14 protein-coding genes are annotated in these 19,855 nt (G+C 75.7%); 11 read left to right on the forward strand and 3 right to left on the reverse strand.

Features of this window, described 5'->3' with window-relative positions; genetic code table 11:
- Nucleotides 1–24: 24 nt before the first annotated feature.
- Nucleotides 25–429 (forward strand): SCO2097 family morphological protein, encoded by a 405-nt coding sequence (locus tag KIN34_RS16200; RefSeq protein WP_214352998.1) that lies wholly within the window; start codon nt 25–27, stop codon nt 427–429.
- Between the two features lie 170 nt (nt 430–599).
- On the opposite strand, the gene KIN34_RS16205 is transcribed toward KIN34_RS16200, so the two are convergent.
- Genes KIN34_RS16205 through KIN34_RS16215 form a run of 3 tightly spaced genes read right to left on the reverse strand, consistent with a single transcriptional unit; the run spans nt 600 to nt 5,190 of the window.
- Nucleotides 600–2,942, reverse strand: coding sequence for a transglutaminase TgpA family protein (locus tag KIN34_RS16205; RefSeq protein ID WP_214353000.1), 2,343 nt, complete (start codon nt 2,940–2,942; stop codon nt 600–602).
- Nucleotides 2,939–4,189, reverse strand: coding sequence for a DUF58 domain-containing protein (locus tag KIN34_RS16210; protein ID WP_214353002.1), 1,251 nt, complete (start codon nt 4,187–4,189; stop codon nt 2,939–2,941). Before KIN34_RS16210 ends, KIN34_RS16205 begins: the two co-directional genes overlap by 4 nt.
- Nucleotides 4,189–5,190 carry an AAA family ATPase gene (locus KIN34_RS16215; RefSeq protein WP_214353004.1) on the reverse strand — a complete coding sequence of 334 codons (1,002 nt, stop codon included), beginning with the start codon at nt 5,188–5,190 and terminating at the stop codon, nt 4,189–4,191. Before KIN34_RS16215 ends, KIN34_RS16210 begins: the two co-directional genes overlap by 1 nt.
- Before the next feature lie 557 nt (nt 5,191–5,747).
- Between KIN34_RS16215 and mraZ the strand changes: the two genes are divergently transcribed.
- The 10 genes from mraZ (at nt 5,748) to murC (ending at nt 19,743) form a co-directional block, all read left to right on the forward strand.
- Complete coding sequence (mraZ, locus tag KIN34_RS16220) at nt 5,748–6,206, forward strand: division/cell wall cluster transcriptional repressor MraZ (protein WP_214353166.1); 459 nt, start codon at nt 5,748–5,750, stop codon at nt 6,204–6,206.
- A 295-nt stretch (nt 6,207–6,501) separates the two neighbouring features.
- On the forward strand, nt 6,502–7,536 hold the full coding sequence (gene rsmH, locus KIN34_RS16225; protein WP_214353006.1) for a 16S rRNA (cytosine(1402)-N(4))-methyltransferase RsmH: 1,035 nt from the start codon (nt 6,502–6,504) through the stop codon (nt 7,534–7,536).
- 152 nt (nt 7,537–7,688) lie between these two features.
- Complete coding sequence (ftsL, locus tag KIN34_RS16955; protein ID WP_237689900.1) at nt 7,689–7,961, forward strand: cell division protein FtsL; 273 nt, start codon at nt 7,689–7,691, stop codon at nt 7,959–7,961.
- 65 nt (nt 7,962–8,026) lie between these two features.
- Entirely contained in the window at nt 8,027–9,901 is a 1,875-nt protein-coding gene (locus tag KIN34_RS16235; protein WP_307858294.1) for a peptidoglycan D,D-transpeptidase FtsI family protein, read from the forward strand.
- Between the two features lie 140 nt (nt 9,902–10,041).
- Nucleotides 10,042–11,709 carry a UDP-N-acetylmuramoyl-L-alanyl-D-glutamate--2,6-diaminopimelate ligase gene (locus KIN34_RS16240; RefSeq protein WP_214353010.1) on the forward strand — a complete coding sequence of 556 codons (1,668 nt, stop codon included), beginning with the start codon at nt 10,042–10,044 and terminating at the stop codon, nt 11,707–11,709.
- Entirely contained in the window at nt 11,706–13,187 is a 1,482-nt protein-coding gene (locus tag KIN34_RS16245) for a UDP-N-acetylmuramoyl-tripeptide--D-alanyl-D-alanine ligase (RefSeq protein ID WP_214353011.1), read from the forward strand. Before KIN34_RS16240 ends, KIN34_RS16245 begins: the two co-directional genes overlap by 4 nt.
- A complete protein-coding gene (gene mraY, locus KIN34_RS16250; RefSeq protein ID WP_214353012.1) occupies nt 13,184–14,272 on the forward strand; it encodes a phospho-N-acetylmuramoyl-pentapeptide-transferase in 1,089 nt (362 codons plus the stop codon). The genes KIN34_RS16245 and mraY overlap by 4 nt, the downstream gene beginning before the upstream one ends.
- A complete protein-coding gene (gene murD, locus KIN34_RS16255; RefSeq protein ID WP_307858295.1) occupies nt 14,273–15,754 on the forward strand; it encodes a UDP-N-acetylmuramoyl-L-alanine--D-glutamate ligase in 1,482 nt (493 codons plus the stop codon). It abuts the gene before it with no gap.
- Between the two features lie 22 nt (nt 15,755–15,776).
- Entirely contained in the window at nt 15,777–17,084 is a 1,308-nt protein-coding gene (gene ftsW / locus KIN34_RS16260; RefSeq protein ID WP_214353013.1) for a putative lipid II flippase FtsW, read from the forward strand.
- Nucleotides 17,077–19,743: a UDP-N-acetylmuramate--L-alanine ligase gene (gene murC, locus KIN34_RS17455; RefSeq protein WP_307858296.1), complete on the forward strand. Its 2,667-nt coding sequence runs from the start codon at nt 17,077–17,079 to the stop codon at nt 19,741–19,743. The genes ftsW and murC overlap by 8 nt, the downstream gene beginning before the upstream one ends.
- Nucleotides 19,744–19,855: the final 112 nt, after the last annotated feature.

The raw sequence follows: 19,855 nt of genomic DNA on the forward strand, positions 1-19,855 counted from the left end.
TCTCACGGACCATCGGGGGTCGGGATGCCTCTCTCCGAGTACGAGCAGCGCGTCCTCGAGCAGATGGAGCGCCAGCTGGCCTCCGACGACCCTCGGCTCGCGAACACGCTCACCCAGCGCGGGCGCCGGTCGTTCGGCCGGTACCTCATCGCTGGCGCAGGTGCGGTCGTCGGCCTCCTGCTGCTCGTCTTCGGCGCGGCCTACAGCGCGCCCGTGCTGGGCGTCGTCGGCTTCGTGGTGATGTTCGCTGCGGTCGCCTACGCCTTCGCCAACCCGCGGCGCTCCGGCTCCGGACCGCAGGGCGTGGTCACGGACGAGGGTGCCGTGCGCAAGCCCCGCTCCGGCCACGCGCCCAAGGCCGCCAAGCAGGGCTTCATGGCCCGCATGGAGGAGCGCTGGGACAAGCGCCGCGGCCAGGGCGGTCTGTAAGCCTTCCCGAGGTCAGCCCGCACCGGTCGAGCCCGCACCGGTCGAGCCTGCACCGGTCGAGGCCGCACTGGCATCACTCGGGCCGGCGCCGGCATCAGACGTCAGGACTTCCTGGCGAGCGAGGGCGTCCGGACGGCCAGGTCGTCCGGACAGTCAGGTCGTCCTGACGGTCACGACGTGGTGACCGGGCTCCGGCGGCCATCGCTCCGACGGCCGTCGCTCCGACGGCCCCAGCTGCGGCGGCCACGGCTCCCGCGGGCGGCGCGCACGCCGCCGGTCACCTCGTCGACCCAGCCCGCGAGCTGGCCGGGTTCCGGCGTCACCGCGTGCGGTGCGTACCGGGCCTGCTCGACCGCGAGAGCCAGCCGGGACAGCGCGAGCGTGGCCGACTCGGTGAGCCCCGCGCCGTCGCCGGCCGGCGCGCCGACCGACCAGGCGTCGACCTGCGCCGTGACGGACCGGACCGCGGCGCGCGGGGTCGTGGACGCGCCCCACCGGACCCCGTAGCGCGCCAGCGCGCGTCGCAGCCGGCTCCAGGCCTGCTCGGGCGTGAGCTCGGCCAGCACGCGGGAGCGCCGGCGCGTCAGCAGCAGGACGCCGCCCGTCCCGGCGGCGAGCACCAGGAGCACGGTGGCCGCAGCGGGGACCCACGGGACGTCGCTCTCGGTGTCGACCGGGGCGGACACGCCCGGGGCGACGGTCGCGGTGCTCACGGGACCCGGAGCCGCGGTGGGGATCGCCGGCTCGGTGGGGCCGGAGCCGATGGTGTCGGCGTACGGATCGCTCCAGATCGGCGGCGCGCCGGTCTGGACGGCGGGGGTGGGCTCGAAGCGGACCCAGCCGTAGCCGTCGAACGCCAGCTCCGGCCAGGCGTGGGACTGCTGGCCGGTGATCACGTAGGAGCCGTCGTCGGCGGTCCCCGGCAGGAAGCCGACCCCGACGCGCGCGGGGATCCCCAGCGAGCGCGCCATCACGGTCATGGCGGTCGCGAACTGCACGCAGTAGCCCTTGCGGGACTGCAGGAAGTCCCAGACGGCGTCGGGCGACTGCGCGGGGTCGATCCGGGTGTCGTAGGTGAAGTTCACGGCGGAGCGCAGGTAGGTCTGGAGCGCCATGGCCTGCTCGTACGGCGTCGTCGCGTCCTGGGTGACCTCGCGTGCGAGCGCCGCGATGTCCGCCGCGTGGGCGGTGGGGGGCACCTCGGTCGCCCGGGGGTCGCCGACCTCGCCGATGCCGACGCCCTCGAGGTCGTCGCCGGTCAGGTCGGGGATCTCGACGATGCTCCGCCAGCGCATCCCCTCGGTCGTGGGGTCGGCGCCGTCCACGGTGTCGCGGTCGACGTCCCAGCGCCAGGGCCCGTCGAGCTGCAGCGTGCGCGGGAACGTCGAGATCGGCAGCTGACGGTCCTCGAGGACGCCGACCTCCATGTCCACCTGGGCGAGCGTCCCGCGCCGGGGGTCGGGGGCGGTCCCGCGCAGGGCGGGGTCGGCGGCCAGGAGACCGTCGTCGACCGGGAGGCCGTCGTCGGTCGGCTCGTCCGCGTGCCAGGAGCGGCCGTCGAAGGACATGAGGGTGAACGCGCGCAGGGGCCCGATCGAGTTCGCGTTGACGGGGGGCGCCGTCGACGCGGCCGACGGGCTCGGCGCGGCGGACCCGTCCGCGCCGGCCTCGTCGGAGCCCGGCGGCCGGACCGTGTAGCGCAGCGCGACCTGGCTGGACCGCGTCCCGAGGCTCTGCCGCACGTCGAGGTCCGACGAGAGGTCGACCGGGCCCGCGGCGCCCGAGCCCAGGTTCGGCAGGCCCCACGACGACCAGCCAGGGAGCGCGGCGAGCGGCGGACCGGCGAGCAGCGCGACGGCGAGGATGCCGACCGCCGCTCCGGAGGCGAGCCCGACCCGGCGCGCCCCGTCGTCGCGCGCCGGCTGGGGGACGACGCTCAGCGCGAGCAGCAGCAGGTAGGCCAGGCCGGTCCAGAACAGCGCGGACCCGCGCGCCGGGAAGCCGAGCGCGATCGTCGGCGTCCACATCGCGGCGAACGCGAGGCCGGACCAGGCCGCCATGCCGAGCGCGACCGCCAGCAGGTCGGCGGCGAGCAGCACCGCGATCGCGCCGACGGCGATCATCAGCTCGAGCGGCCGGGTGACGTCCACGGGGACGGTGGACTCGTCGACCAGCCGCAGGCCCTCGCCCCAGAGCGCGACGGTGCGGTCCCAGGACGCGGTGTCGGGGACCAGCTGGAGCCGTCCGGGCGGCCCGCCGTAGCGGAGCAGGACCGCGACGCCCGCCACGACGAGCCCGACGACGCTGGGCAGCCGCACCGACCGCGTCACGGCCCGCACGACGACGACCACGGCGGCGACGACGAGCAGCAGGAGCACGATCGGGCTCCGCCACGGGGTCGCCCCCACCAGGTTGGTGAGCGCGTGCAGCGACGTCACGGTGGCGAACCAGCACAGGCCCGTCGCGGCGACCGCGCGCCAGCCGCGGGGCGGGACGGTGTGCAGGACGTTCACCGGGCGCTCCCGAGCAGTCGCATCCAGCACGTGATCGCGGGCTCGCCGGGCGTGACCAGGCACGCGCGCCAGCCCGCGCGGCGCAGCGCGTCGACGGTGTGCTCCGCGTCGCGCTGGTCCGCGGCGTGCTGCGGGTCGGTCCGCACCATCGCCCAGCCCTGGGCGGTGTCCGCGACGTGCGCGAGGGCGGCGCGTGCGCCGGCGCCGAGCGGGCCGAGCACTCCCAGCACGATCTCGCCGCCGGCCTCCGTGCTCTCGAGGAGGTGCGCGCTGGCGACGAGCCGCGACTGCGCCTCCGACGAGACCCGCGTGGCCTCGAGGTCGACCGTCTGGTCGAGGAGGGCGGCGCGCGCGCCGTCGTGCCGCGTGTGGAGGAACGGCACGCCGGTCACGCCGGTGTGGGCGCGGGTGCCGTCGAGGAGCCGGACGGGGTGTCCCGCGTCCAGCATCGCGAGGGCGACCGAGGCCGCGAGCGAGATCGACCACTCGACGTGCGCGGGCCGGGTCGGCAGGTCCAGCAGCACCGAGACCGGCCGCATCCCGGCGCGCTCGTCGGACCGCACGACGAGCTCGCCGCGCCGCGCGCTGCTGCGCCAGTGCACGCGGCGCAGGTCGTCGCCCTCGCGGTAGTCGCGCAGCGACGAGTCGTCGGTGGACGGCGAGCGCGCACCGATCGCGACGCGGTCGGGCTCGCCGACCAGGACGTCGCTCGGCGCCGGCAGCGCGGTGACGGCGGGCCACACCGTGACCTCGGCCTGCTCGCCGAGCGTCGACGTGCTGGCGACGGTGCCGAACAGGTCGTTGCGGGTCACGACGAGCGGTCCGAGCGGCCAGCGCCCTCGTCGCGCCGTCTGGACGCCGTAGGACACGACGACGAGCCCGGGGGAGCGCTGGACCCGCGCCCGCAGCGGCCGGCCGGCCGAGAGCTCGGTGGCGGCCTGCTCGGCGAACCGGAGGCCGGCCAGCCGCGCGCGCGTGGCGGGGTCGGCCGACGTGATGCGGACCTCCACGGCGACGCGCTCGCCCGCGTGCACGGGGTTGGGGACGACCGCGCGGTGCACGGCCAGCGGCCGGCGGTGGTGACCGGTGTCGATCCAGGCGACCACGCCGGCGCTGGCGCCGACGACAAGCAGCCCGACCGCGCCGAGGCGTGCCAGGTCGACCGAGCCCATCGCGACGGCGAGGAGGACGATCGCCAGGCCGACCGCCGCCAGGGCCCAGCCGCGCAGCGTCGGTCGTAGGCGCATCAGCCGAAGGCTCGCCGCTCGCGGACCGCACCGGCCGTGGCCGGGACGGGCACCGCGGCGACCAGGTCCGCGACGATCGACTCGGTCGACCGGCCCGAGAGCCGGGACTCGGTGCTCGGCAGGAGCCGGTGCGCCAGGACGGCCGGCGCGAGCTTCTGGACGTCGTCCGGCAGCACGTGGTCACGGCCGTCGAGCGCGGCGAGACCCTTCGCCGCGCGCAGGAGCTGGATCGCGGCGCGCGGCGACGCGCCCAGCCGCAGGCCGCTCTCGGCGCGCGTGGCGCCGACCAGGTCGACGACGTACCGCTTGACCGCGGGCGAGGCGAAGAGGCGCCGGGTGACGTCGATCATGGCCCCCACCTGCGCGGCGTCGGTCACCGCGCGCAGCTCGGCGAGCGGGTCGGCGGTCTCCTGCAGGTCCAGCATGTCGAGCTCGGACTCGACGCTCGGGTAGCCCACCGTCAGGCGAGCCATGAAGCGGTCGCGCTGGGCCTCGGGCAGCGGGTAGGTGCCCTCCATCTCGACGGGGTTCTGCGTCGCGACGACGAGGAAGGGGCGGGGCAGGCGGTAGGTGCGGCCGTCGATCGTGGCCTGCGCCTCCTGCATGCACTCGAGCAGCGCGGACTGCGTCTTGGGGGAGGCGCGGTTGATCTCGTCGCCGATCACCACGTGCGCGAAGACCGGGCCGGGCCGGAACTCGAACTCGTTGGTCTGGGCGCGGTAGATGTTGACGCCCGTCAGGTCGCTCGGGAGCAGGTCCGGGGTGAACTGGACGCGCCCGACGCTGCAGTCGATGGTGCGCGCGAGCGCCTTCGCCAGCGTCGTCTTCCCGACGCCGGGGACGTCCTCGAGGAGCAGGTGCCCCTCCGCGAGCAGGACGGCGAGCGTGGTGCGGACGAGCTCGGTCCGGCCGGTGACGACGTGCTCGATCCCGGCACGCATCCGGTCGGTCACGGCGACGAGCTGCTCGATCTCGTCACGCGTGGGTACGGCCTGCTGCATGAGCGACTCCTTCGGCGGTCTGGGACGAGCCTACGGCCCGTCCTGCACGTCCGGGGCGCGCTCGCGGCGGACGGGGCGCTGGGCGGCGAGAGATCACCCGTCCGCCCCGGCCGGCCCCGAGGTCCTCCACTTCGCTCCACCACGGCGCGCCGCCCGGGCCCCGGGAGCGGCCCGCGCCGAGCGCTGACGCCCGCGTGCCGCGTGATCATGCGGATCCGCCCCGGTCGCACCGGGAGGACCGCCGCCAGCCCCTGCGGCAGGCGGGGCCCGGCTGCGCCGCGCGGAACGCGATCTCCTCCACTTCTCCCCACGGGCGCTGACCTGCGAAGACGCGTGCCGATCGGGTGAAAACCAGCATTCTCACCGGGCTCGGTGGAGGGAAGTGGAGTACCGTGGAGGCACGTGGTGAGGCGGGGAGCGGGCTGCGAGGTCCGACGAGCCGCCCGCCACGGCCAACCACGGGCCGGCCGCGGAACCGCGCAGCGCAGAGGTGCAGCGGTGACGCCGCCGGCCACGGGTCCGAGCAGCGGGAGGGAGGGGCGGTGTCGCATGAGTCCATGGGCGTCCTCGGCTCCGGCCTGCCCTTCCTCGGCACCTACACCCCGCGCCTGGACGACAAGGGCCGGCTCATCCTCCCGGCCAAGTTCCGCCCCCAGCTCGCCCAGGGCCTGGTCATGACGCGCGGCCAGGAGCGCTGCCTCTTCCTGCTGCCGCTGGAGGAGTTCCGTCGCTACCACGACCAGCTCCGCCAGGCGCCCGTCACCAGCAAGCAGGCGCGTGACTACCTGCGCGTCTTCCTCTCGGGTGCCAGCGACGAGCTGCCGGACAAGCAGGGGCGGATCTCGATCCCGCCCGTGCTGCGGCAGTACGCCGGGCTCGACCGCGACGTCGCCGTGATCGGCGCCGGCACGCGCGTCGAGATCTGGGACCTGGCCGCCTGGGAGACCTACCTGGCCGAGCAGGAGTCCGGCTACGCCGACGCGACGGAGGAGGTCTTCCCGCAGGGCCGCTGGTGACGCGCCGCTCGGCTCCCGCCCGACGAGACCTCCTCCCGACCGCTCTGCCGCACTTCCCCGCGGCAGAGGGCCGGTGGGGGATCTGGTCGGACGGCGGAGGGGCTGCCCGACCACCAGCCACGAGGAAGCACAGCAGGAGACGCAGCCGGCAGCTCAGCACGGCAGCTCAGCAGGACAGCACAGCAGAACCGCTCAGCAGGACGGCACGGCAGGACAGCACGGCAGGACAGCACGGCAGGACCGCTCAGGAGCACGACGGCGCGGCGGAGAGCACGGCGGGAAGGGGGTGAGCAGGATGACGGAGCGCGACGCGTCGCAGGTCCCCGAGGGGGCACCGGCGGCACCCGGCGCGGCCGACCGGCACGTGCCGGTGCTGCTCGACCGTTGCCTCGAGCTCCTCGCCCCCGCGCTGTCCGCCGACGGCGCCGTGATGGTGGACTGCACGCTCGGCATGGGCGGCCACACCGAGGCCGTCCTGCGCCGCTTCCCGGCGGTCCGCGTCATCGGCCTCGACCGCGACACGCAGGCGCTGGAGCTGGCGGGCGAGCGGCTGGCGCCGTTCGGCGACCGGTTCACGGGCGTGCACGCCGTGTACGACGAGATCCGCGACGTGCTGGCCGAGCTCGGCGTCCCGGCGGCGCAGGGCGTGCTCATGGACCTGGGCGTCTCGAGCCTGCAGCTCGACGAGGTCGAGCGCGGGTTCTCCTACGCCAAGGACGCGCCGCTCGACATGCGCATGGACACGACGTCCGGTCCCACGGCGGCGGACGTCCTCGCGACGTACGACGAGCGCGAGCTCGCGCGCGTGCTCCGGACCTACGGCGAGGAGCGGTTCGCCCCGCGGATCGCCCGCGCGATCGTCCGGGAGCGGGCGACGAGCCCGCTCAGCCGCACGGGGGAGCTCGTCGACCTGGTCCGCCGCAGCATCCCCGCGGCGGCGCGCCAGACCGGAGGGCACCCCGCCAAGCGCACGTTCCAGGCGCTGCGGATCGAGGTCAACCGGGAGCTCGAGGCGCTGGAGAACGCGCTCCCGGAGGCGATCGAGGCCCTGGCCGTCGGCGGCCGCATCGTCGTCGAGGCCTACCAGTCGCTCGAGGACCGCATGGTCAAGCAGGCGTTCGCGCAGGGCGCGAGCGTCAGCGCCCCGCCCGACCTGCCGGTCGTCCCGGAGACCCACCAGCCGTACCTGCGGCTGGTGACCCGCGGGGCCGAGGAGGCCGACGCCGCCGAGCTCGCCCGCAACCCCCGTTCCCAGTCCGTCCGCCTGCGCGCCGCCGAGCGGCTGCGTCCCACCCCTGACCACCTGCGCACCACCCGGAGGGCCGCATGAGCGCCATCGCTGCACGGGCTCACGCCGCACTGCCCGCACCCGGCCGTCCGTCCCGCGCGACGGCGCCGTCACCGTCACCGTCCCCGTCGCGGCTGCGGGTGGTCCGGGCCCCCGCGCACGCGCGCACCCGGGTCCCGTTCGTCCTCGTCTGCATGGCGGTGCTCGCTGGTGCGCTGCTGTCCGCGCTGCTGCTCAACACGCAGATGGCGTCGAACGCGTACGAGCGGTACGACCTGTCGAACGAGCTCGGCCGCCTCGACCAGGACGCGAAGGACCTGGTCGCGCAGCTGGACCAGAAGTCGTCGCCGGCGGAGCTCGCGAGGTCCGCGGGCGAGCTCGGCATGGTGCCCTCGGAGGGCACCGGCTGGATCCGCCTGTCCGACGGCAAGGTGCAGGGCGCGCCCGCCGCCTCCGACGGTCGATGACGGATCTCGTCGACCCGCCGCGCGTCCGTCCGGGCAGACACGGGTCGCCGGGGCACAGTGGGTCCGTGACCACGACGACCCCGCGACCCGCGCGCGAGCCGCGCGTCGTCGAGGGTGCGCCCAGCGACCCGAAGCACCGCCCCTCCCGGGGCGGGCCGACCTCGCCGGCCGGTCCGCCCCGGGGCGGGTGGCGCGGTCCGCGCACGGCGCGCGCGGGGGAGCGCCGGCGCATGCTCTTCCTCACGGTCGCCCTGGTCGTGGTGCTCGCGCTGTTCGCCGGCCGGCTCGTGTACGTGCAGGTCGTGCGCGGTCCGTCGGTCGCGCAGGAGGCGCGCGAGAAGCGCCTGACGAGCTACAGCCTCATCGGGACCCGCGGTCAGATCACCGACCGGGACGGCGTCGCGCTGGCCACGTCGGTCGAGCGCTACGACGTCTCGGTGAACCAGCTGCTCGTCGGCTCCTACCGGGGCGACGGCACGGAGGCGGACCCGGACGGTGCGCTGGGCGTCGCGAAGCGGCTCGCCCCTCTGCTGGACGAGGACGTCGCCGAGCTCGGCGGGCGCCTGGTCGGCGAGCGGCAGTTCGTCTACCTCCTCAAGGGCGTGCTGCCCGAGGTCGCGCGCGAGATCTTCGCGCTCCGGCTGCCCGGGATCAACGTCGACAAGGCCGCGGCCCGCACCTACCCGAACGGCAACCTCGCGGGCAACGTCATCGGGTACACGAACTCGAACGGCCAGGGGCTCGCGGGACTCGAGGCGTCGCTGGACGACCAGCTCAAGGGCACGCCGGGCGTCGAGACCTACGAGCGCGGGGCCAAGGGCCAGGCCGTCCCGGGCGGGCTCTCGGAGGGCACACCCGCGCGCACGGGTGACTCGGTGCGGCTGACGCTCGACGCCGACATCCAGTGGAAGGCCCAGAGCCTGCTCGACGCCCAGGTCGCCGCAACCAAGTCCGACGGCGGCACCGTCGTGGTGACGAACGTGCGCACGGGCGAGATCCTCGCGCTCGCCGACTCGGGCTCGACCGACCCGAACAACCCGGGCGACGCCGAGGAGGGCTCGCTGGCCGCGTCGGTGTCGAACGTCTTCGAGCCGGGCTCCACGGGCAAGGTCATCACGATGGCCGCGGTCATCGAGGAGGGGCTCGTCGGGCCGACGGACCGGTGGACGGTGCCGTACGTGTTCACGACCGACAACGGCCAGCAGATCCACGACTCCCACGAGCACGGCACGCTGCACCTGACCACGACGGGCGTGCTCGCCGAGTCCTCCAACACCGGCACGGTGCAGGTGGGCGCAGGCCTCTCGGAGGAGAAGCGCTACCAGTGGCTCACCCGGTTCGGCTTCGGCTCGACCACCGGGGTCGAGCTGCCGGGGGAGTCGCGCGGCATCCTGCACGACTGGGAGGACTGGGACGGCCGCACCAAGTGGAACGTCCTGTTCGGCCAGGGCGTCGCGGTGACCGCGCTGCAGGCCACGCAGGTGTTCGCGACGATCGCGAACGACGGCGTGCGCGTCGAGCCGCACGTCATCGCGGGCTGGACGGACCCCGACGGCGAGTACACCGAGGCGGACCCCGCCCCGCGCACGCGCATCGTCTCGCAGGAGACCGCGGACACCGTCCTGTCGATGATGGAGAGCGTGGTCGACGACGGCACGGGCGCCAACGCGTCGATCCCCGGCTACCGCGTGGCCGGCAAGACGGGCACCGCGCAGAACTGGCTCCACGGCAAGCAGGGCATCACGGCGTCGTTCATCGGCGTCGTGCCCGCGGACGACCCGCAGATCGCGGTCAGCGTGTTCCTGCACGAGCCGAAGACCTCGATCTACGGCGGCACCGTGGCCGCGCCCGTGTTCAAGGAGGTGGCCGCCTACACGCTCAGCGAGCTCGGCGTCGCTCCCTCGGGCACCAAGCCGACGCTCTTCCCGACCGAGTGGTGAACCGGAGGTCGCTGGACGAGTCGGGCACCGCGCGGGTCGGCGGAGGTGCGGCTGTGACGATCGTCGCACCGGGCCCCGACGGCGCTGACGGCGCGCCGCACGGACGGGCGCGGGGTGCCCTGGGCGGTAGATTCCTCCCCATGACCTCGACGGCCCGGATGCGACCCGCGCGTCCCGCCGACTGTCGGCTCAGCGACCTGGTCGACGTGTTCTCCCTGGTCAGCGTGGGCGTCGACCCCGCGAGCACCGTGGTGCAGGGCGTCAGCGTCGCCTCCGACGACGTGCTGCCGGGCGAGCTGTTCGTCGCCGTCCCCGGTGCGCGCACGCACGGGGCGGCGCACGCGCGGGCGGCCGTCGAGGCCGGCGCCGTGGCCGTGGTGACCGACGCGGCGGGCCGCGACGTCCTGGGCGACCTGGCCGGGCGCGTGCCGGTGCTGCTCACGGACGAGCCCCGGGCGGTCGCCGGCCTCCTCGCCGCGCACGTGCTGGACCACCCGGCACGGCGCCTGCGCACGGTGGGCGTGACCGGCACCAACGGCAAGACCACCACCACGTACTTCGTCGACGCCGCGCTGCGGGCCGCGCACGCGACCACCGCGGTGCTCGGCACGGTCGAGCTCCGGATCGGCGCGGACGCGATCGAGTCCCCGCGGACCACCGTGGAGGCACCGGTGCTCCAGAACGTGCTGGCGCTGGCGCTGGAGCGCGGCGCGACGGCCGTCGCGATGGAGGTCTCCTCGCACGCGCTGGCGCTGCACCGCGTCGCGGGCACCGTGTTCGACGTCGTCGGCTTCACCAACCTGCAGCGCGACCACCTCGACTTCCACGGGGACATGGAGGGCTACTTCCGGGACAAGGCGCGCCTGTTCGCTCCGGGCCAGGCGCGTCGCGGGGTCGTGGTGGTCGACGACGAGTGGGGCCGCCGGCTCGCCGCGCAGGCCCAGATCCCGGTGGAGTCGGTCGCCACGCACGTCGACGACCCGGCCGCGGCGGACGCCGACTGGGCGGTCGTCACGGCGGACGTGGGCCTGGACGGGGTCGGCTCCTCCTTCACGCTGCGCGGTCCCGACGGACGCGAGCACGTCGCCTCGAGCCCCCTGCCCGGGCTCGTCAACGTCTCCAACGCGGCGCTGGCGATCGTGCTGGCCCACGCGGCCGGGGTGGCGCTGGACGTCGCGATCGCCGCGGTCGGCACCGCCCACGCGATCCCCGGCCGGATGGAGCGCGTGATCGAGCGTGCCCCCGGCCGGCCGCTGGGGATCGTCGACTACGCCCACACGCCCGACGCGCTGGTCCTGGCGCTCGGGGCCGTGCGGCCCATCACGCCCGGCCGGCTCGTGATCGTGCTCGGCTCGGACGGGGACCGCGACCGCGGCAAGCGCCCGATCATGGGGCAGATCGCCGCGCGGCTGGCCGACGTGGTCGTCGTCACCGACGAGAACCCGCGCTCGGAGGAGCCGAGCAGCATCCGCGCCGCCATCCTGGACGGCGTGCGGGAGGTCCGGCCCGGCCTGACCGACGTCCACGAGGTCGAGCCGCGCGCCCAGGCGGTGCGGCACGGCGTCGCCCTGGCGGGCGAGGGGGACACCGTCATCGTGACGGGCAAGGGCCACGAACCGACTCAGGAGATCGCCGGAGTGTTCCACCGGTACAACGACCGTGACGTGCTGCTGGCCGCGCAGGCCGAGGGGCTCGCCGACGCAGCGCCCGCCGACGCAGCGCCCGACAGGCTCCCCGGCCGACTGCCCGACCCGACGCCCGACGGCGCGGGGCGGGCGTCGCGCCCGGGTGACGGGGGCGACGAGTGATCGCGCTGTCCGCCACCGAGATCGCGGAGGCCACGGGCGGGGCGCTGCACGGCGTCGCCGCGCACGCGCTCGTCGCGGGCGCCGTGGTGACCGACTCGCGCGACGTCGAGCCCGGCGGGCTGTTCGTCGCGCTCCCGGGCGAGCACGTCGACGGGCACGACTTCGCCGCGACCGCCGTCGCGGCCGGTGCGGCCGCGGTGCTCGCCGCGCGCCCGCTCGTCGGACCGGACGGTGCGGCGCTGCCGTGCGTCGTCGTGCCGGACGTCGAGGTCGCCCTCGGCGAGCTCGCCCGCGAGGTGCTGGCCCGGCTGCGGCTCGCCGCGGTCGCGCCCGGGGGCAGCGGCCTGCGCGTCGTCGGCGTGACGGGCTCGGTCGGCAAGACCACGACGAAGGACCTGCTCGCGCAGCTCTGCGGCGCGGTCGGCCCGACGATCGCCCCCGTGCGGTCCTTCAACAACGAGATCGGCCTGCCGCTCACGGTGCTGCGCGCGGACGAGTCCACGCGGTTCCTCGTGCTCGAGATGGGCGCGTCCGGCCCGGGTCACCTCACCTACCTCACCCGCATCGCGCCGCCGGACGTGGCGGTGGTGCTCGTCGTCGGCCAGGCGCACCTCGGCGGGTTCGGCGGCGGCATCGACGCGGTGGCGACCGCGAAGTCCGAGATCGTCCAGGGCCTGCTGCCCGACGGCGTCGCGGTGCTCAACGCCGACGACCAGCGCGTGATCGCGATGGCCGCGCTCGCCCCGGGTGACGTGGTCACGTTCGGCGCGGCGCGCGGCGCCGGCGTGCGCGCGACCGACGTCGAGCTCGACCGGGCCGGTCGTGCCCGGTTCACGCTGCTGGTCGGCGAGGGCACGGCCGACGAGGCCTCCGCCCGGGTGGAGCTGCGGCTCGTCGGCGAGCACCACGTGCACAACGCGCTCGCGGCCGCCGCGGCGGCGCTCGCGGTGGGCCTCACGCTCGACGAGGTCGCGACCGGCCTGACGGGCGCGGACGCGCTGTCGCCGCACCGGATGCACGTCGTCGACCGTCCCGACGGCGTCACGGTGGTCGACGACTCCTACAACGCCAACCCCGACTCGATGCGCGCCGCGCTCAAGGCCCTCGCGGTCCTCGCGGGCCGCGACCGCCGCTCGATCGCCGTGCTGGGCGAGATGCTCGAGCTCGGCGAGGGCTCGCGCGAGGCGCACGACGCGATCGGCCGGCTCGTCGTGCGGCTGAACGTCGGCCTCACCGTCGTGGTCGGCGAGGGCGCGCGCGCGATCCGCGACGGCGCGAACCACGAGGGCAGCTGGGGCGACGAGGTCGTGCTCGCGGACGACGTCGACGCGGCGGCCGCCTTCCTCGCCGAGGAGCTGCGCGCGGGCGACGTCGTGCTCGTGAAGTCGTCGTACGGCTCCGGCCTGTGGCGGCTGGGCGACCTGCTGACCGACGCCCCCGGGGCGCCGGCCGCCGACGGCGGGGTGACCGCTCCGTGAAGGCCGTCCTGATCTCCGGCGGCGTGGCGATGCTCGTCGCGCTGCTGGGCACGCCGCTGTTCATCCGCTACCTGGTCCGCAAGCAGTACGGCCAGTTCGTCCGCCAGGACGGCCCGACCGCGCACTTCACCAAGCGCGGCACGCCGACCATGGGCGGCGTCGTGATCCTCGCCGCCACGCTCCTCGGCTGGGCGGCGGCGCTCCTGCTCACGGGCACCACGCCGTCGGTCTCCGCGGTGCTGGTGCTGTTCCTCATGACCGGCCTGGGGCTCGTCGGCTTCCTCGACGACTTCATCAAGATCAGCCGGCAACGCAGCCTGGGCCTCAAGGCGCGCTGGAAGATCGTGGGGCAGGGCCTGGTCGGCGTGGTGTTCGCGGTGGCGGCGCTGCAGTTCCCGAACGCGCAGTTCCGGACGCCGGCCTCCACGAACATCTCCTTCATCCGCGACACCAACCTGGACCTCGCGTTCGCGGGCGCGACGGTCGGCCTGATCCTGTTCGTGATCTGGGCCAACTTCCTCATCACCGCGTGGTCGAACGCGGTGAACCTGACCGACGGCCTGGACGGGCTCGCGACCGGCGTCTCGCTCATCGTCTTCGGCGCGTACGTCGTCGTGTGCGTGTGGCAGTTCAACCAGTCCTGCCAGATCCTGTCCTCGGCGGGTCCGCGCTGCTACGAGACGCGCGACCCGCTCGCGCTGGCCGTGGTCGCCGCGGCGATCACCGGCGCGTGCTTCGGCTTCCTGTGGTGGAACGCCAGCCCCGCCAAGATCTTCATGGGCGACACGGGCTCGCTCGCGCTCGGTGGCGCGCTCGCGGGGCTCTCCATCCTGACCCGGACCGAGATCCTCGCGGCCATCATCGGCGGCCTGTTCGTGCTCGAGGTGCTGTCCGACGTCATCCAGATCGGCTTCTTCAAGCTGACCCGCAGACGCGTGTTCCGGATGGCGCCGCTGCACCACCACTTCGAGCTCGGCGACAACCGCTGGGGCGAGGTGACGATCGTGATCCGGTTCTGGATCATCGCGGGGCTGTTCGTCGCGCTGGGGGTGGGCGTCTTCTACGCCGAGTGGGTGGCCGGCTAGGTGGCCGGGACGGATCCGACGAGGCCGCTCGACCTGGACGGAGCGCGCGTCGTCGTCGCCGGGATGGGCGTGTCCGGGCGCGCGGCGCTCGAGGTGCTCGCCGCGCGCGGCGCGCGGGTCGTGCCCGTCGACGACGCCTCCGACGAGGGCGTGCACTCGGCCGAGTACCTCGCTGCCGACGGCCTCGCGCGGGCGGACCTCGTCGTCGCGTCGCCCGGGCTCGCGCCGCACCACCCGCTGCTCGCCGCCGCCGCGGAGCGGTGGCTGCCGCTGTGGAGCGAGGTCGAGCTGGCGTGGCGCGTGCGCGTCGCGGGGCCGGCGGGCGAGCCCGCGCCCTGGCTCGCGCTGACCGGGACCAACGGCAAGACCACCACGGTCGGCATGCTCGAGTCGGTGCTCACCGCCGCCGGGCGCGTGACGGCCGCGGTGGGCAACGTGGGGACGCCGATCGTGCTGGCGGCCACCGACCCCACGCTCGAGGTGCTGGCGGTCGAGCTCTCGAGCTTCCAGCTGCACCTCACGCACTCGATGTCGGCGCAGGCGGCCGCCGTGCTCAACGTCGCACCCGACCACCTCGACTGGCACGGCTCGCTCGACGCGTACGCCGCGGCCAAGGCCCGCATCTACGAGCGCGCCCAGCGCGCCTGCGTGTACAACGTCGCGGACCCGCGCACCGAGCAGATGGTGCGCGACGCGGACGTGGTCGACGGCGCCGTCGCGGTGGGCTTCACCACCGGCACGCCCGGGGTCGGGCAGGTCGGGCTGGTCGAGGACGTGCTCGTCGACCGCGGCTTCTCGCGGCTGCGGCACACCCACGCCGCTGAGCTCGGCACGCTCGAGGACCTCTCCGCGCTCGCCGGGCCGGACGGGACCGTGCCGCGGCACGTCGTCGCGGACGCGCTCGCGGCCGCCGCGCTCGCGCTCGCGCACGGCGTCGACCCGGCGCACGTGCGCGACGGCCTGCGGGCGTACGGACCCGGTCGGCACCGCATCGAGACGGTCGCGCGCGTCGACGGCGTCGCGTACGTCGACGACTCCAAGGCCACCAACGCGCACGCCGCGGCCGCGTCGCTCGGGTCGTTCGAGCCGGGCTCGGTGGTGTGGGTCGCGGGCGGGCTCGCGAAGGGCGCGCGGTTCGACGAGCTCGTCGTGGGCCGGCGGGACCGCCTGCGCGGCGTCGTCCTCATCGGCGCGGACCGCGAGCCGCTGCGCGACGCGCTCGCCCGACACGCCCCGGATGTCCCCGTCGTCGAGATCGAGCCCGGTGAGACTGAGGACGTGATGACCTCGGCTGTCGCTGCCGCGCGCGCGCTCGCGCTCGACGCCGGCGCGCGCCCGGGCCCCGTGACCGTCCTGCTGGCGCCGGCGTGCGCCTCGATGGACCAGTTCGCGTCCTACGCGGCGCGCGGCGACGCGTTCGTCGCCGCCGTGGGCCGGCTCCCGGGTGCTCGCGCGGGAGGCGATCCGGGCGGTCCCGCGTGACGGCCGGCCGGGAGGTCCGACGATGACGGCGCTGGACCCCGCGGCGGGGGGAGCGGCCGAGGACCGGCACGGGCGCCGGTCGGTGCTGGGCCAGTGGAACAGCGTGGTGACGAGCTACTACGTGCTGGTCGGCGCCACCGCGCTGCTGCTCGTCGTCGGGCTGGTCATGGTGCTCTCCAGCTCGAGCGTGGAGTCGCTCGACGAGAGCGGGAACGCGTACGCGGTCTTCCTCGACCAGGCGAAGTTCGCCCTCATCGGCGTCCCCGTGGCGATCGGGCTGGCGCGCCTGCCGGTGCGGTTCTTCAAGGCGATCGCCTGGCCGGTCCTCGGCGCCGCGGTCGTCTTCCAGTCGCTCATCTTCGTCGGCCTCGGCTGCGGCGCGGGCGGCAACACCAACTGGGTCTGCCTGCCGGGCGGCATCACCGCCCAGCCGTCGGAGACGATCAAGCTCGCCCTCGCCCTGTGGCTCGCCGTGGTGCTCGCCCGCAAGCAGCCCTACCTCGAGCAGTGGAAGCACGTGTTCGTCCCCGCCGTGCCGGTCGCCGGGCTCGCAATCGGGGCGGTGCTGCTCGGGCACGACCTCGGCACGGCGATGGTGCTGTTCGTGCTCGTCGCGGGGGCGATGTTCGTCGCCGGGGTGCCGCTGCGCATGTTCGCGGTCGCGGGGATGCTGGCGGCCGGGGCGGTCGCCGTCCTGGTGGTGCTCAGCCCCAACCGCATCGGGCGCATCACCTCCTGGCTCGGCGGCGACGAGTGCTCCACGTCCGCGGCCTGCTACCAGACGCTCCACGGCAGCTGGGGCCTGGCCAGCGGCGGGATCGGCGGCCTCGGCCTAGGGCAGAGCCGCGAGAAGTGGTCCTACCTGCCGGCGGCCCACAACGACTTCATCTTCGCGATCCTGGGCGAGGAGCTCGGGCTCGTCGGGACGCTCGTCGTCCTGGGCCTGTTCGGCCTGCTCGCCTTCGCGATGATCCGGGTGATCCGGCGGCACCCGGACCCGTTCGTCAAGATCGCGACCGGCGGGATCCTGGCCTGGATCGCGGGCCAGGCGCTGGTCAACATCGCGGTCGTCATCGGCCTCGCGCCCGTCATCGGCGTGCCGCTGCCGCTCGTGTCCGCGGGCGGCTCCGCGCTCATCATGACGCTCGCGGCGCTGGGCGTGGTGATCGCGTTCGCCCGCGACGAGCCGGGCGCCGCCGAGGCGCTCGCGGCCCGGCCCGGCGTGGTGCGCCGCTCGCTCGCCGTCGTCGGCGTGAGCCGGGTCGCGCGGCCCTCGTCGGCCCGCGGCTCGTCGAGGACCCCATCGACCCGAGGGAGCACGCGTGGCTGACGGCTCGACACCGGCGGAGGTGTCGGTCCTGCTGGCCGGCGGCGGGACGGCAGGGCACGTCAACCCGCTGCTCGCGGTCGCCGACGAGATCGTGCGCCGCCACCCCGCGGCGCAGGTCACGGTGCTGGGCACGGCCGAGGGGCTCGAGGCCCGGCTCGTCCCGGCCCACGGCTACCCGCTCGCGATCGTCCCGCGCGTGCCGCTGCCGCGACGACCCTCGCTCGACCTGCTGCGGCTCCCGGGCCGGCTCCGTGCCGCCGTGGCCGCGGCGGGACGCGCGATCGACGAGTCCGGCGCGCAGGTCGTGGTGGGATTCGGTGGCTACGTCGCCACGCCCGCGTACCTGGCCGCGCGGCGGCGCGGCGTGCCGATCGTCGTGCACGAGCAGAACGCCCGGCCCGGGCTGGCGAACCGGCTGGGGGCGCGGTGGGCGCAGGCGGTGGCCGTGACCTTCCCCGGCACGGAGCTGCGCGGGGCGCGGGTGACCGGCCTGCCCCTGCGTCGCCCGGTGGCGGACCTGGTCGCGGCGCGCGCGGTGGACGCCGCGGCCGCGCGGCGCGCCGCTGCCGCGGAGCTCGGGCTCGACCCGGACCTGCCGACGCTCGTGGTGACGGGCGGGTCGCTGGGCGCCGCGAGCGTGAACGCCGCCGTCGCGGGGGCGGCGGGCGAGCTGCTGGGCGCCGGCGTCCAGGTGCTGCACCTCACGGGCCGGGACAAGTCCGCGCCCGTGCACGCCGTGCTCGGAGAGCTGGGTCTGCCCGAGCAGGTCATCGAGCGGTACCACGTGCGCGAGTACCTCGACGACATGCACCTCGCGCTCGCGTGCGCCGACCTGGTCGTGGGCCGGGCCGGTGCAGGCACGGTGTGCGAGGTGGCCGCGCTCGGCCTGCCGGCCGTCTACGTGCCGCTCCCGGTGGGCAACGGCGAGCAGCGGCGCAACGCCGCGGGCGTGGTCGCCGCCGGCGGGGCGCTGCTGGTCGACGACGCCGCGCTGGACCCCGCGTGGGTGGTCCGGCACGTCGTGCCGCTGCTGGTCGGCAGCCGCGCGGCCGACGAGCGGGCGCGGATGGGCGCGGCGGCCGCGGGTGCGGGGTTCCCCGACGCCTCCGGCCGGGTCGCGGACCTGGTCGACGCGCTGCGCCCGGCCGGCGGACCGACGCGTGCTGACGCGGCGGCACCGGCCGCGGCGGCACGGTCCGTCGGCGCATCGGTCGGCGCGTCGGTCGGCACGTCGGTCGCCACGGCCGGGGACCAGCTCGTGGTGGCCGACCTGGGCCGCGTGCACCTCGTCGGGGTGGGCGGGGCCGGCATGTCCGCGATCGCGCTGCTGCTGGCGGCGCGCGGGCTGCGCGTGTCCGGCTCCGACGCGGCCGACGGGCCCGCGCTGCCGGCCCTGCGCGCCGCGGGCGTCGCCGTGACCGTCGGCCACGACGCCGCGCTGGTCACCGGCGTCGACACGCTCGTCGTCTCCTCCGCCGTGCGGGAGAGCAACCCGGAGCTGAGCGCCGCGCGCGCGGCCGGCACCCGCGTGCTGCACCGCAGCGAGGCGCTCGCCGCGCTCATGGCGGACCGGGACGCGGTCGCGGTCGCTGGCGCGCACGGGAAGACGACCACGTCCGCGATGGTTGCGACGGCGCTGGCCGCCGCGGGCGCGGACCCGTCGTTCGCCATCGGCGGGACCGTCCTGACGGCCGACGGTGCGCTCGGTGGCGCACGCGACGGCTCCGGCGCCGCGTTCGTCGCGGAGGCCGACGAGTCCGACGGCTCGTTCCTCGCCTACCGCCCGCTGGTCGCCCTCGTCACGAACGTGGAGCCGGACCACCTGGACCACTACGGGTCGCGCGAGGCCTTCGAGGGGGCGTTCGTCGCGTTCGCCGAGCGGGTGCGCGACGGCGGGACGCTCGTGGCGTGCGCCGACGACGAGGGCGCCCGAGCGCTGGTCGCGCGTGTGCGGACCGACCTCGCCGACCGCGGCGTCGCGGTGGTCACCTACGGCCGCGCCGAGGACGCCGACGTCCGCGTCGGCGAGCTGGCCCGGACCGCCGCGGGCTGGACCTTCGAGGTCGGGTCCGGCGACGCCGCCGCGACCATCACGCTGTCGATGCCGGGCGAGCACGTGGCCCTGAACGCCGCCGGGGCCTGGGCCGCCTGTGCCGCGCTCGGTGTGGCCGGGACCGCCGCCGCCGCGGGGCTGGCGCAGTTCCGGGGGACGGGCCGGCGCTTCGAGGACCGGGGCACCGCGGGCGGCGTGCGCGTGGTCGACGACTACGCGCACCACCCGACCGAGGTCACGGCGCTGCTCCGGGCCGCCCGCTCGGTGGCGGGCGAGGGGCGCGTCCTCGTGCTCTTCCAGCCGCACCTGTACTCGCGCACGCGGACCTTCGCCGCCGAGTTCGGCGCCGCGCTGGACCTGGCCGACGTCGTCGTCGTGACCGACGTCTACGCCGCGCGCGAGGACCCCGACCCGACCGTCTCCGGCGCGACCGTGGTCGAGCAGGTCCCGACGAGCGGACGCGCGACGTACGTGGCCGACCGGCACGAGGCGGCGCTCGCGGTCGCCGCCGCCGCGCGCCCCGGTGACCTGCTGCTGACGGTCGGCGCGGGCGACGTCACGCTGCTGGCCGACGTGGTGCTCGCGGCGCTCGGCGGCCGGCCGTGAGCCCGACGCGCCCGCCCCGCCCGCCGGGCACCCGGTCGGCATCCGGCCCGTCACCCCGCTCGGTGCCCGCCGGTGCGTCCGCGCCGCGCCGGCCGAACGGATCGGGCGCGTC

It is taken from the genome of Cellulomonas fulva, from assembly GCF_018531375.1.
Lineage (GTDB): Bacteria > Actinomycetota > Actinomycetes > Actinomycetales > Cellulomonadaceae > Cellulomonas > Cellulomonas fulva.